Below are 13820 nucleotides of genomic sequence, written 5' to 3' on the forward strand. Positions count from 1 at the left end.
AAGCCGGACGTAGTGACAACCCTTAAAACGTCTCTGAAGAAAATAATGGGGGCAATTGCTGCAAAAAAAAGCGGCGGAGGAAAACCCCCGCCGCTTAAGGCATGACTCTACTCAGGAGCGATTACTTGCCTTTAATCTCATACAGTGGCGTCTGGCCCGCAACGACCTGACCTTTCGCCTGAATCACCAGGCCGCTGAAGTCGTCGATATTGCTGCAAACGACCGGGCTAATCATGGAGCGCGCGTTAGCGTTCAGGTAATCCAGATCCATTTCCAGAATCGGCTGACCTGCCACCACGTCGACCCCCTCTTCCACCAGGCGAGTAAAGCCCTGACCGTTCAGCGCGACGGTATCGATACCCATATGGACAACGATCTCCGCGCCCTTTTCAGTTTCGAGGCAGAACGCATGGTTGGTGTTGAAGATTTTAACGATGGTCCCGGCAGCTGGTGACACCACGGTTTTGTCCGTTGGTTTCACCGCCACACCGTCACCGACAGCTTTGCTGGCAAACGCTTCGTCAGGCACCTGCTCAATCGCAACCACTTCACCGGTAATCGGTGAAACCAGCGCGGCAATGGTCGTTGCGTTAGGGACGGCCTGCGGTTTTGTCACCGGGGCTTCCGTCACTGGCGCGCTGTTCGCTGCAGAAGCCGCGATCGGTCCACGGGCAACCACTTTCTTCATTTCATCGCCAATCGATTCCGCTTTCGCACCCACGATAACCTGGATGGTCTGCTTGTTCAGTTTCACCACACCGGATGCGCCAAGGCGTTTACACATGGCATCGTTAACACGCGCAGAATCACCTACCGTCAGGCGCAGACGGGTAATACATGCATCGATAGCTTTTAGGTTATCCGTACCGCCTACTGCGGCAATATAATTGGTTGCCAGCTGGGTCAGCCCTTCTTCGGTATTGCTGTTAGCTTCGCCAGTGACGATGTCGTCTTTCGTATCTTCGCGGCCTGGTGTTTTCAGGTTAAACATACGAATGACTGCGCTGAACAGAACGAAGTAGATAACGAAGAACACCAGACCCATTGCGACCAGCATCCAGACGTTCTTGCTCGCCGCGGGCAGGTTGTACATCAACACGTAGTCGATCGCGCCGGCGGAGAAGGAGAAGCCCGCATGGATACCCAGCAGCGTTGCAACAAACAGGCTAATACCCGTCAGCACAGCGTGCATGAGGTACAGCAGCGGAGCCAGGAACATGAACAGGAATTCCAGCGGCTCAGTAACACCGGTCAGGAACGCGGTGATGGCAACTGACAGCAGCATCCCGCCAACCATTGGACGACGCGCTTTCGGTGCGGCCAGGTACATAGCCAGCGCCGCGCCCGGCAGACCAAACATCATGATAGGGAAGAAGCCCGACATGAACATGCCCGCGGTGCCGTCACCTGCGTAGAAGCGGTTGATATCACCGTGGAATACCGCGCCCGCGGCGTTGGTAAACTCACCAATCTGGAACCAGGCAATGGTGTTCAGCACCTGATGCAGGCCGGTTGGGATCAACAGACGGTTGATGAAACCGAAGATACCCGCACCCACTGCGCCAGCGGAAACAATCCACTCACCGCCCGCATGGATAGCGTGCTGCACCGGTGGCCAGATGTAGCCAAAGATCGCGGCCAGAATCAGACAGAAGAAGCCTGTCGCAATCGGCACAAAACGTTTTCCACCAAAGAAGCTCAGGAAGTCTGGCAGTTTGATCCCCGCCCAACGGTTATAAACAGCCCCGCCGACCAGACCGGTAATGATACCTGCCAGAACGCCCATGTTAATTTCTGGGTTTATCGTCACCATCGCTTTCGTCAGGATGAAGTAACCGACAGCCCCGGCCAGCGCCGCTGCACCCGCGCTGTCTTTTGACCAGCTGGATGCCACACCGATGGCGAAAATCAGCGCCAGATTGTCAAAAATCGCGCCACCCGCTTGCGCGATAAATGGCACATTAAGCAGATCGGGTTGCCCGAATCGCAGCAGCAGTGCTGCAACCGGTAGCACGGCGATAGGGAGCTGCAAAGCCCTACCGAGGCGCTGGAAAAAACCTAAAATATTCATCCTATTCCCCCTACGAGACCCTTATTAAGGCTCGTGCATAAACTATGTTTTTATTGTGTCGACAACGATAAATACAGTTGATGATTCACTGGCATTGTGAGTGTGTGAAAAATTAATTCGTATCGCAAATTAAACACGTATTTTTTGTGATTTTTGTCACCAAATATCGTTAATAACCCTCCCTTTCTCTGGCTAACAGTGAAAACTTATTTTATCATTCAAAAAATCAAGACGGATTGATCCGGCCTGAAAGGTTCCAGGTTACGCTTAGTTCAGGTTCCGATAGCCATCCGCCCACTCTTCTACTTTAACTCTTGAGGTGAACAATGAGACTGATTCCCCTGGCAACTGCTGAACAAGTCGGTAAATGGGCCGCCCGTCATATCGTTAACCGTATTAACGCGTTCAAACCCACCGCCGATCGTCCTTTCGTTCTCGGCCTTCCTACCGGCGGCACGCCGCTGACCGCGTATAAAGCCCTGGTTGAGATGCATAAAGCAGGCCAGGTTAGCTTTAAACATGTTGTGACCTTCAACATGGATGAGTATGTCGGCTTACCCAAGGATCATCCGGAAAGCTACCATAGCTTTATGCACCGTAATTTCTTTGATCACGTTGATATTCCGGCTGAAAACATTAACCTGCTGAATGGAAACGCGCCTGATATTGACGCAGAATGCCGTCAGTATGAAGAAAAAATCCGTTCCTACGGTAAAATCCACCTGTTCATGGGTGGCGTGGGCAACGATGGTCATATCGCGTTCAACGAACCGGCCTCTTCTCTGGCTTCCCGTACGCGTATTAAAACCCTGACTCATGACACGCGCGTGGCAAACTCCCGCTTCTTTGACGGTGATGTTAACCAGGTTCCAAAATACGCCCTGACCGTAGGCGTAGGCACCCTGCTGGATGCCGAAGAAGTGATGATTCTGGTTCTGGGCGGTGTGAAAGCGCAGGCGCTGCAGGCTGCCGTTGAAGGCAACGTTAACCACATGTGGACCATCAGCTGCCTGCAGCTGCATCCAAAATCAGTCATCGTGTGCGACGAACCGTCCACGATGGAGCTGAAAGTGAAAACACTGAAATACTTCAACGAGTTAGAAGCTGAGAACATCAAAGGTCTGTAATTGAATAACCGCCTCTTCATCAAGAGGCGGCCGCTTTTTTTAACCGGGGGTCGTTATGTACGCTTTAACCCACGGTCGGATTTATACCGGCCATGATATTCTGGATGACCATGCGATTGTTATCGCCGATGGCCTGATTGAACGTGTTTGCCCGCTGGCAGAACTGCCGCCGGGGATTGAACAGCGCTCACTCAATGGAGCAGTAATCTCCCCCGGTTTCATCGACGTACAGCTGAACGGCTGCGGCGGTGTGCAATTTAATGATACCGCGGAGGCGGTGACGGTCGACACGCTGGAAATCATGCAGAAAGCCAACGAGAAATCGGGCTGCACCAGCTATCTGCCAACCCTCATCACCAGCAGTGATGAGCTCATGAAACAGGGTATCCGCGTGATGCGCGACTACCTGGCAAAACACCCTAATCAGGCGCTGGGTCTGCATCTTGAAGGACCGTGGCTGAACATCGTGAAAAAAGGGACGCATAACCCGGATTACGTGCGTAAACCTGACGCTGAGCTGGTCGACTACCTGTGTGCCAACGCCGATGTGATCACCAAAGTGACGCTGGCTCCTGAAATCGCGGGACCTGACGTTATCAGCAAACTGGCCGCCGCCGGGATTGTCGTTTCAGCGGGCCATTCAAACGCAACGCAAAAAGAAGCGAAAGCAGGTTTCCGCGCCGGCATTACCTTTGCGACGCACCTGTACAACGCGATGCCGTATATCACCGGTCGTGAACCTGGGCTGGTCGGGGCAATTCTCGATGAGCAGGACGTTTACTGCGGCATTATTGCTGACGGCTTGCACGTCGATTACACCAACATTCGCAACGCCAAGCGCCTGAAAGGTGACAAACTCTGTCTGGTAACCGATGCCACCGCACCGGCAGGGGCAAATATTGAGCAGTTCATTTTTGCCGGTAAAACAATATACTACCGCAATGGACTGTGTGTTGATGAAAACGGTACGCTGAGTGGTTCCTCCCTGACGATGATTGAAGGGGTGCGTAACCTGGTTGAACATTGCGGGATTGCGCTTGATGAAGTCCTGCGTATGGCGACCCTTTATCCTGCGCGCGCGATGGGCGTAGATAAACAGCTTGGCGGAATTGCACCAGGTATGGTTGCAAACCTGACGGCATTCACACACGATTATAAAATTATCAAGACCATCGTTAATGGTAACGAGGTCGTCACTGAGTAAGTAAAAGTATGACACCAGGCGGACAAGCTCAAATCGGTAATGTCGATCTCGTTAAACAACTTAACAGCGCGGCGGTTTATCGTCTGATTGACCAACACGGACCAATCTCGCGCATTCAGATAGCCGAACAAAGCCAGCTTGCTCCCGCCAGCGTGACAAAAATTACCCGTCAGCTCATTGAGCGCGGACTGATCAAAGAAGTCGATCAGCAGGCCTCTACCGGAGGCCGCCGCGCCATCTCCATTATTACCGAAACCCGCAATTTTCAGGCGATCGGCGTCCGTCTTGGTCGTCATGACACCACGCTTACGCTCTATGATCTGAGCAGCAAAGCCATCGCGGAAGAACACTACCCGCTTCCGGAGCGCACTCAGGAGACGCTGGAACACGCGCTGCTGAATACCATTGAACACTTTATCGAGAGCTGTCAGCGCAAAATCCGTGAACTGATTGCGATCTCGGTGATCCTGCCAGGCCTGGTGGACCCCGAAAGCGGCGTGATCCGCTATATGCCCCATATAAAGGTTGAGAACTGGGGGCTGGTAGATGCGCTGGAAAAACGCTTTAAAGTGACCTGTTTCGTGGGGCACGACATCCGCTCACTGGCCCTGGCAGAGCACTACTTTGGTGCGAGCCAGGATTGTGAAGATTCGATTCTGGTGCGCGTACACCGGGGGACAGGGGCAGGCATCATCTCTAACGGCCGCATTTTTATTGGCCGCAACGGTAACGTCGGTGAGATTGGTCATATTCAGGTAGAGCCGCTTGGCGAACGCTGCCACTGCGGAAACTTTGGCTGTCTGGAGACGATTGCCGCCAACACGGCGATTGAACAGCGGGTGCGCCATCTGCTTGAACAGGGTTACCAGAGCCGCGTCACGCTGGACGATTGCAAGATAGGGACTATCTGCAAAGCCGCCAACAAAGGCGACGCGCTGGCCTGTGAAGTTATTGAGCAGGTGGGTCGCCATCTGGGTAAAACCATCGCCATCGCCATCAACCTGTTTAACCCGCAAAAAGTGGTGATCGCCGGTGAGATTGTGGAGTCCGAGAAGGTCCTGCTGCCCGCCATTGAAGGCTGCATTAACACTCAGGCGCTGAAAGCCTTCCGCCAGAACCTTCCCGTCGTTCGTTCTAAGCTTGACCATCGCTCAGCGATAGGCGCATTTGCGCTGGTTAAACGCGCCATGCTCAACGGTATTCTGTTGCAACATTTGCTGGAAAGTTGATCGGGTCTTATAGTAACGCCTTCTTTTTTTGATGTCGGAATGTCCATGACCATTAAGAATGTAATTTGTGATATCGACGGCGTGCTGATGCACGACAACGTTGCTGTACCAGGTGCTGCGGAATTTCTTCACCGCATCATCGACAAAGGAATGCCTCTGGTTCTTCTCACGAACTACCCTTCTCAGACCGGTCAGGACCTGGCAAACCGCTTTGCCACAGCAGGCGTCAACGTGCCGGACAGCGTGTTTTATACCTCTGCCATGGCCACCGCTGATTTCCTCAAGCGCCAGGAAGGAAAAAAGGCCTACGTGGTGGGTGAAGGGGCGCTGATCCACGAGTTATATAAGGCAGGGTTTACCATCACAGATGTGAACCCGGACTTTGTGATCGTTGGCGAAACGCGCTCCTATAACTGGGAGATGATGCACAAAGCCTCCTACTTTGTTGCCAACGGTGCGCGTTTTATTGCCACCAACCCGGATACCCACGGCCGTGGTTTTTACCCTGCCTGCGGCGCGCTGTGTGCCGGTATCGAAAAGATCTCTGGCCGGAAACCATTCTACGTGGGCAAGCCCAGCCCGTGGATCATCCGTGCTGCGCTGAACAAGATGCAGGCCCACTCTGAAGAAACGGTGATTGTCGGCGACAACCTGCGCACCGATATCCTGGCCGGATTCCAGGCGGGCCTGGAAACCATTCTGGTGCTTTCCGGTGTCTCCACCCTCGACGATATTGACGCCATGCCCTTCCGGCCGAGCTGGATTTATCCCTCCGTCGAAGAAATTGATATTATCTGATCCCAAACCACGCCTCAGCGCGTGGTTTTTTATTTTCACGCCCGATAAACAAACCCACACCTAACAAAACAGCCGATTTATTGCATAATCATCAATAAAAGCGTTCATGACGTGCTCGTTTTTCACTATTCGGCAATCAGCATTGCACTATTTCCGTTTTATCCCGTAAAACCCTTGCGCGCCCTCCCCCTTTGCGGCATTTTCATAAGCAAGCAACATTACAAAGCAACAGGGTTAACGGAGAAGGTTATGTGTTCAATTTTTGGCGTACTGGATATTAAAACTGACGCAGGCGAACTGCGTAAAAAGGCACTCGAATTGTCCCGCCTGATGCGCCATCGCGGCCCGGACTGGTCCGGCGTTTACGCCAGCGATAAAGCCATCCTGGCACACGAACGTCTGTCCATTGTTGACGTCAACGCCGGTGCTCAGCCGCTGTATAACGAGAAAAAAACACACGCGCTGGCTGTCAACGGTGAAATCTATAACCATCAGGCGCTGCGCGCCGAGTACGGCGACCGTTACGCCTTCCAGACCGGTTCTGACTGTGAAGTGATCCTGGCGCTGTATCAGGAGAAAGGCCCGGAATTCCTCGATGATCTGCAGGGTATGTTTGCCTTCGCCCTGTACGACAGCGAAAAAGATGCCTATCTGATTGGCCGCGACCATATTGGTATTATCCCGCTGTATATGGGTCACGATGAACACGGCAACTTTTATGTCGCCTCAGAAATGAAAGCCCTGGTGCCGGTTTGCCGCACCATTAAAGAGTTCCCGGCAGGAAGTTACCTGTGGAGTAAAGACGGCGAGATCCGTCAGTACTATCAGCGCGACTGGTTCGACTATGATGCGGTTAAAGACAACGTGACTGATAAAGCCGAACTGCGTCAGGCGCTGGAAGATTCTGTTAAAAGCCACCTGATGTCAGATGTGCCTTACGGCGTACTGCTCTCCGGCGGGCTGGACTCGTCCGTGATCTCCGCGATCACCAAGAAATTCGCCGCGCGTCGTGTTGAAGATCAGGAACGTTCAGAAGCCTGGTGGCCGCAACTGCACTCCTTTGCTGTGGGCCTGGAAGGCGCACCGGATCTGAAAGCCGCGCAGGAAGTGGCAAACCATCTCGGTACCGTGCACCATGAGATCCACTTCACCGTGCAGGAAGGCCTGGATGCGATCCGCGATGTTATCTACCACATCGAAACCTACGATGTGACCACCATTCGCGCTTCCACGCCGATGTACCTGATGTCGCGTAAGATCAAAGCGATGGGCATCAAGATGGTGCTCTCCGGTGAAGGGTCTGACGAAGTGTTTGGCGGCTACCTCTATTTCCACAAAGCGCCGAACGCTAAAGAGCTGCATGAAGAGACAGTACGTAAACTGCAGGCGCTGCATATGTTTGACTGCGCACGCGCCAACAAAGCGATGTCTGCCTGGGGCGTGGAAGCGCGTGTTCCCTTCCTGGATAAGAAATTCCTCGACGTGGCAATGCGCATCAACCCGCAGGACAAAATGTGCGGCAACGGCAAAATGGAGAAACATATCCTGCGTGAATGTTTCGAATCCTACCTGCCGGCGAGCGTGGCATGGCGTCAGAAAGAGCAATTCTCTGACGGTGTCGGGTATAGCTGGATCGATACCCTGAAAGAGGTGGCGGCAAAACAGGTTTCCGATCAGCAACTGGAAACCGCGAGCTTCCGCTTCCCGTACAACACACCAGGCTCCAAAGAAGCGTATCTGTACCGTGAAATCTTTGAAGAGTTGTTCCCGGTGCCGAGTGCGGCGGAGTGTGTTCCGGGCGGCCCGTCCGTTGCCTGTTCTTCGGCTAAAGCCATTGAATGGGATGAATCTTTCAAGTCAATGAACGATCCATCAGGACGTGCGGTAGGCGTACACCAGTCTGCCTATAAGTAATCGAAAAGCATCCAATCAGGCCCTGCGGGGCCTGATTTTTTTTGCCCCCTATTTCACTCCCCAAAAACGATAAATAACCAATAATTGCCGAATATTCGGTCACGCTGTTCGCAACCTAACCAAACAGTCACATTCCGGCTATTTTCGTTGAAAAAGGTGTTGACGCTGCAAGGGTCTATACGCATAATGCGCCCCGCAACGCCGATAAGGTAACGCGAAAAAAAGATGGCTACGTAGCTCAGTTGGTTAGAGCACATCACTCATAATGATGGGGTCACAGGTTCGAATCCCGTCGTAGCCACCATCTTTTTTGCGGGAGTGGCGAAATTGGTAGACGCACCAGATTTAGGTTCTGGCGCCGCAAGGTGTGCGAGTTCAAGTCTCGCCTCCCGCACCATTCCCAGGTAAGCGTTGCACGGATGGGGTATCGCCAAGCGGTAAGGCACCGGTTTTTGATACCGGCATTCCCTGGTTCGAATCCAGGTACCCCAGCCATATTTCTTCGATTTTGCGGTTCTCCGCGGTATTGGGGTATCGCCAAGCGGTAAGGCACCGGTTTTTGATACCGGCATTCCCTGGTTCGAATCCAGGTACCCCAGCCATCGAAGATTGCATTACTGGCTACGTAGCTCAGTTGGTTAGAGCACATCACTCATAATGATGGGGTCACAGGTTCGAATCCCGTCGTAGCCACCAAATTAATCATCTGTCGAATGATTCGGTAGACGAGAAAAAATTGTTGGGGTATCGCCAAGCGGTAAGGCACCGGATTCTGATTCCGGCATTCCGAGGTTCGAATCCTCGTACCCCAGCCAATTTAAAAAGTCGTTAAGCACATTGTTTAACGCAATTGGGGTGTCGCCAAGCGGTAAGGCTCTGGTTTCTGATACCAGCATTCCGGGGTTCGAATCCCTGCACCCCAGCCACTTAGTAACAAAAAAGCCCGCTCTGCGGGCTTTTTTGTTTTTGTTGGATTATGTACCGCATCCGAAAGCCCTCTCCCGCGGGAGAAGGCACTCAGATTAAATGCCTAACGCGTACTTCAGTGCCTGACGCTTCAGCCCACCGGCACGCTCCGCCGCCATCAACCCAATGTTACGCAGAATGCGCACCGGACCAAGATCGTTACTGAAGCCGGCGTAAAACAGATCCATCCCCGACTGCATGATAAAGTTATCCGCCATGCGCCGCGTCTGGTAACGTTTCAGTACCGGATGGCTGGCCCAGGCCTCCGCGTGAGCGCGCGCATTGCCCAGCACATCCAGTAAAGCCTCAACGTCACGGTATCCCAGGTTCACGCCCTGCCCCGCCAGCGGGTGAATGGTGTGTGCCGCATCCCCCACCAGCGCCAGCCCTGCACGGGCATACTGCAATGCATGGCGACGGGTAAGCGGAAACGCCCCGGCGGCAACCGGCATGACGTTGCCCAGACGGCGTGGGAAGTGCTGATGGATCTCTCGCTGCAGCTGCTCCATTGAAAGCCCCTGCAACTGACGAATGCGCGCCGGTTTGTCATACCACACCAGCGACGCCCAGCGATCAAACAACGGTAAAAAGGCATGCGGGCCGTTCGGGGTAAAGTGCTGCCAGGTGCTCTCACCCGGGTCATTCTCACACTGCACGGTGATCAGCATGCACGCCTGCTGGTACTGCCAGGCATGAATGCCAATTCCCGCCATTTGCCTGACCTGTGAGTTGGCACCATCCGCTCCGACAACCATCCTCGTGGCCAGCTCATCACCCTTATCCAGCTCAAGCAAATACCCGCCTTCGTGGGGATGCAGTGCGTTAAGTGACGCCGGGACGCGCAGCGCCACTTTCGGATGCGCCTCCAGGGCCTGCCAGAGCGCCAGCTGGAGGACCGTGTTTTCCACCATATAGCCCAGACGGGGCAGCTTCAGTTCAGCGGCATCAAACGCGACATGCGCATTCTCCCACTCCCAGGTTTCGAGACGGCTGTAAGGGTGCGCGCGCATCCCGAGCACGGCATCCCAGACGCCCAGCCCGCGCAGTAGATCGACAGAGGCGGCGCTGATAGCTGAAATTCGCACATCCGGCTTTGCCATCGGGTCAAACGCAACAGGGGCAGCCTGCTCGATAACCGTCACCTCAAATCCCTGCTGCGCCAGCCCCAGCGCGAGTGCGCCGCCGACCATACCGCCGCCGACAACGGCAATTTCGGTTTGTTGGAGAGTCATGGTCAATTATCCTTAATGGTATATACCTTAAGTTTACCGGATTTTTTCGGTCTTGAGGTTGACAACCTTCATACTGGTCACAACCGCAGCAAAGCATTACAATACGCGCCCTGCATTCCTGAGCATGAGCAAGTCGATGACAAAAAAACTCCATATAAAAACCTGGGGCTGTCAGATGAACGAATACGATTCATCCAAGATGGCCGATCTGCTGGATGCCACGCACGGGTATCAACTGACTGACAACGCGAACGAAGCGGACGTGTTGCTGCTCAATACCTGTTCGATCCGTGAGAAGGCGCAGGAGAAGGTGTTCCATCAACTGGGCCGCTGGAAGCTTATCAAACGCAAAAGACCCGATGTGATCATTGGCGTGGGTGGCTGTGTGGCCTCGCAGGAAGGCAAACTGATCCGCCAGCGTGCTCACTATGTTGATATTATTTTTGGCCCGCAGACGCTGCACCGCCTGCCGGAGATGATCAACGCCGTTCGCGAGAATCGCCGCCCGGTGGTTGACGTAAGCTTCCCGGAAATCGAAAAATTTGACCGTCTGCCAGAACCACGCGCGGATGGTCCAACAGCCTACGTCTCCATTATGGAAGGCTGTAACAAGTACTGCACCTATTGTGTCGTACCGTATACCCGCGGCGAAGAAGTGAGCCGTCCGACCGACGACATTCTGTTTGAAGTGGCGCAACTGGCGGCACAGGGTGTGCGTGAAATTCATCTGCTGGGCCAGAACGTCAACGCCTGGCGCGGCGAGAACTACGACGGTACCACCGGCAGCTTTGCAGAACTGCTGCGCCTGGTGGCCGCGATCGACGGCATCGACCGCCTTCGCTTCACCACCAGCCACCCGATGGAATTTACCGATGACATCATTGATGTGTATCGCGACACGCCAGAGCTGGTGAGCTTCCTGCATCTGCCGATTCAGTGCGGTTCCGACCGCGTGCTGAACCTGATGGGACGTCCACATACGGTACTGGAGTACAAATCCATCATCCGCAAGCTGCGTGAAGCCCGTCCTGACATCCAGATTAGCTCCGACTTTATCGTTGGCTTCCCGGGCGAAACCACGGATGACTTTGAGCGCACGATGAAGCTCATTGGCGAAGTGAATTTTGACGTCAGCTACAGCTTTATCTTCTCAGCGCGTCCAGGTACTCCTGCGGCCGATATGGTCGACGATGTGCCGGAAGAAGAGAAAAAGCAGCGTCTGTATATTCTGCAGGAGCGTATCAACCAGCAGGCCAACGCCTGGAGCCGTCGTATGGTCGGCACCGTCCAGCGTATTCTGGTGGAAGGCACTTCCCGTAAGAGCATTATGGAGCTGTCAGGACGCACCGAAAATAACCGCGTCGTGAACTTTGAAGGCACGCCAGACATGGTCGGTAAATTTGTGGACGTGGAGATTGTCGACGTGCTGACCAACTCCCTGCGCGCGAAAGTGGTCCGTACCGAAGACGAAATGGGTCTGCGCATCGCACAGTCGCCGGAATCCGTCATGTCCCGCACCCGCAAAGAAAGCGACGCTGGCGTCGGTATTTACCAGCCATAACGCCATCCGGCCTGCCGTTTCGGCAGGCCTTGTATTTCCTCTCATCGCCCCCAATATCTTCCGCAACGCTTGCGCCTTTATTCTATGGCGTGAATAATTTCGGTAATGACCGTTTTATTACGCCAGGTGGCACCGGGTCAGTTAAACAATCAAAGAGGAACAGTTTGAACATAGATACGCGTGAAATTAGCCTTGAGCCAGCAGACAACGCTCGCCTGCTGAGCCTGTGCGGGCCGTTTGATGACAACATCAAACAACTGGAGCGACGTCTGGGTATCGAAATCAATCGTCGCGATAATCATTTCAAACTCACCGGACGCCCTCTCTGCGTCAACGCCGCTGCGGATATTCTGCGTAGCCTGTATGTGGATACCGCCCCAATGCGCGGTGAAATACAGGATATCGAGCCAGAACAGATCCACCTCGCGATCAAAGAGGCGCGCGTGCTTGAGCAAAGCGCAGAAAGTGTGCCGGACTATGGCAAGGCCATCAATATTAAGACCAAACGTGGCGTCATTAAGCCGCGTACGCCAAACCAGGCGCAGTACATCGCCAACATTCTCGACCATGACATCACCTTCGGTGTGGGCCCGGCGGGTACGGGTAAAACCTATCTGGCCGTTGCCGCGGCGGTTGATGCGCTCGAACGCCAGGAGATTCGTCGCATCCTGCTGACCCGTCCGGCGGTGGAAGCGGGTGAAAAACTGGGCTTCCTGCCAGGCGATCTGAGCCAGAAGGTTGACCCTTACCTTCGTCCGTTATACGACGCACTGTTCGAGATGCTCGGCTTTGAGAAAGTTGAGAAGCTGATTGAGCGTAACGTGATTGAAGTTGCCCCGCTCGCCTATATGCGCGGCCGTACGCTGAATGATGCATTCATTATTCTCGATGAAAGCCAGAACACCACCATCGAACAGATGAAAATGTTCCTGACACGTATCGGCTTTAACTCAAAAGCGGTCATTACCGGTGACGTCACGCAGATTGACCTGCCGCGCAGCACCAAATCGGGTCTGCGCCATGCCATTGAAGTGCTGGCCGACGTCGACGAAATCAGCTTTAACTTCTTCCACAGCGAAGACGTGGTCCGTCACCCGGTTGTGGCGCGCATCGTTAACGCTTATGAAGCATGGGAAGAAGCAGATCAGAAGCGTAAGGCCGAACTGGCCGCAGAACGTAAGCGCGAAGCGCAGGAGCAAGAACAAAAATGAGTCAGGTGATCCTCGATTTACAACTGGCATGTGACGATAATTCCGGTTTGCCAGAAGAGGCGCAGTTTCAGAAATGGCTGGATGCGGTTATCCCCCAGTTTCAGGAAGAATCAGAAGTCACGATTCGTCTGGTGGATGAAGCCGAAAGCCATGAGCTTAACCTGACCTACCGCGGGAAAGATAAGCCGACCAACGTGCTCTCTTTCCCCTTCGAAGCCCCACCGGGAATTGAGATGCCGCTGCTGGGCGATCTGATCATCTGCCGCCAGGTCGTGGAACAGGAAGCTAAAGAGCAGCAAAAACCGCTGGAAGCTCACTGGGCGCATATGGTGGTACACGGTAGCCTGCATCTGCTCGGCTACGACCATATTGAAGATGACGAAGCGGAAGAGATGGAGTCCCTCGAGACAGAGATAATGCTTGCTCTGGGCTATGAGGATCCGTACATTGCCGAGAAAGAATAGTCAGTCGACCGACTGACTAACATGCCGCCGCGTAGGGAAATAG

General features: G+C 53.9%; 10 protein-coding genes and 7 tRNA genes. 15 read left to right on the plus strand and 2 right to left on the minus strand.

Going from position 1 to position 13820, the window contains the following annotated elements:
- Positions 1-121: 121 nt before the first annotated feature.
- On the minus strand, positions 122-2071 hold the full coding sequence (gene nagE / locus L466_RS05255) for a PTS N-acetyl glucosamine transporter subunit IIABC (protein WP_032681418.1): 1950 nt from the start codon (positions 2069-2071) through the stop codon (positions 122-124).
- Positions 2072-2397: 326 nt separating this feature from the next.
- Between nagE and nagB the strand changes: the two genes are divergently transcribed.
- From nagB to L466_RS05195, 12 genes are all read left to right on the plus strand, one after another.
- Entirely contained in the window at positions 2398-3198 is an 801-nt protein-coding gene (nagB, locus tag L466_RS05250; RefSeq protein WP_008501061.1) for a glucosamine-6-phosphate deaminase, read from the plus strand.
- Between the two features lie 55 nt (positions 3199-3253).
- Positions 3254-4402: an N-acetylglucosamine-6-phosphate deacetylase gene (gene nagA / locus L466_RS05245; RefSeq protein ID WP_032681419.1), complete on the plus strand. Its 1149-nt coding sequence runs from the start codon at positions 3254-3256 to the stop codon at positions 4400-4402.
- Between the two features lie 8 nt (positions 4403-4410).
- Complete coding sequence (locus L466_RS05240; protein ID WP_032681421.1) at positions 4411-5631, plus strand: DNA-binding transcriptional regulator NagC; 1221 nt, start codon at positions 4411-4413, stop codon at positions 5629-5631.
- 45 nt (positions 5632-5676) lie between these two features.
- Positions 5677-6429 (plus strand): ribonucleotide monophosphatase NagD, encoded by a 753-nt coding sequence (gene nagD, locus L466_RS05235; protein WP_020884984.1) that lies wholly within the window; start codon positions 5677-5679, stop codon positions 6427-6429.
- 249 nt (positions 6430-6678) lie between these two features.
- Entirely contained in the window at positions 6679-8343 is a 1665-nt protein-coding gene (asnB, locus tag L466_RS05230; protein ID WP_010428626.1) for an asparagine synthase B, read from the plus strand.
- A 227-nt stretch (positions 8344-8570) separates the two neighbouring features.
- Positions 8571-8647 (plus strand) — tRNA-Met (locus tag L466_RS05225).
- An 8-nt stretch (positions 8648-8655) separates the two neighbouring features.
- Positions 8656-8740 (plus strand) — tRNA-Leu (locus tag L466_RS05220).
- 23 nt (positions 8741-8763) lie between these two features.
- A tRNA-Gln gene (locus L466_RS05215) sits at positions 8764-8838 on the plus strand.
- A gap of 32 nt (positions 8839-8870) precedes the next feature.
- Positions 8871-8945: transfer RNA gene (locus tag L466_RS05210), tRNA-Gln, on the plus strand.
- Positions 8946-8962: 17 nt separating this feature from the next.
- Positions 8963-9039: transfer RNA gene (locus L466_RS05205), tRNA-Met, on the plus strand.
- A gap of 44 nt (positions 9040-9083) precedes the next feature.
- A tRNA-Gln gene (locus tag L466_RS05200) sits at positions 9084-9158 on the plus strand.
- 36 nt (positions 9159-9194) lie between these two features.
- Positions 9195-9269: transfer RNA gene (locus L466_RS05195), tRNA-Gln, on the plus strand.
- Between the two features lie 96 nt (positions 9270-9365).
- Here the strand turns inward: L466_RS05195 and ubiF are convergent.
- Positions 9366-10541 (minus strand): 3-demethoxyubiquinol 3-hydroxylase, encoded by a 1176-nt coding sequence (gene ubiF, locus L466_RS05190; RefSeq protein ID WP_032681422.1) that lies wholly within the window; start codon positions 10539-10541, stop codon positions 9366-9368.
- A 136-nt stretch (positions 10542-10677) separates the two neighbouring features.
- On the opposite strand from ubiF, the gene miaB reads away from it, so the two are divergent.
- The 3 genes from miaB (at position 10678) to ybeY (ending at position 13777) form a co-directional block, all read left to right on the plus strand.
- Positions 10678-12102, plus strand: a complete 1425-nt coding sequence (gene miaB, locus L466_RS05185; RefSeq protein ID WP_020884986.1) for a tRNA (N6-isopentenyl adenosine(37)-C2)-methylthiotransferase MiaB — start codon at positions 10678-10680, stop codon at positions 12100-12102.
- Positions 12103-12266: 164 nt separating this feature from the next.
- Complete coding sequence (locus tag L466_RS05180) at positions 12267-13313, plus strand: PhoH family protein (protein ID WP_020884987.1); 1047 nt, start codon at positions 12267-12269, stop codon at positions 13311-13313.
- Positions 13310-13777, plus strand: coding sequence for an rRNA maturation RNase YbeY (ybeY, locus tag L466_RS05175; RefSeq protein WP_032681423.1), 468 nt, complete (start codon positions 13310-13312; stop codon positions 13775-13777). The genes L466_RS05180 and ybeY overlap by 4 nt, the downstream gene beginning before the upstream one ends.
- The last annotated feature ends 43 nt before the right edge of the window (positions 13778-13820 follow it).

Origin of the sequence: Enterobacter sp. BIDMC 30, assembly GCF_000534355.1 — a bacterium.
GTDB lineage: Bacteria > Pseudomonadota > Gammaproteobacteria > Enterobacterales > Enterobacteriaceae > Enterobacter > Enterobacter ludwigii.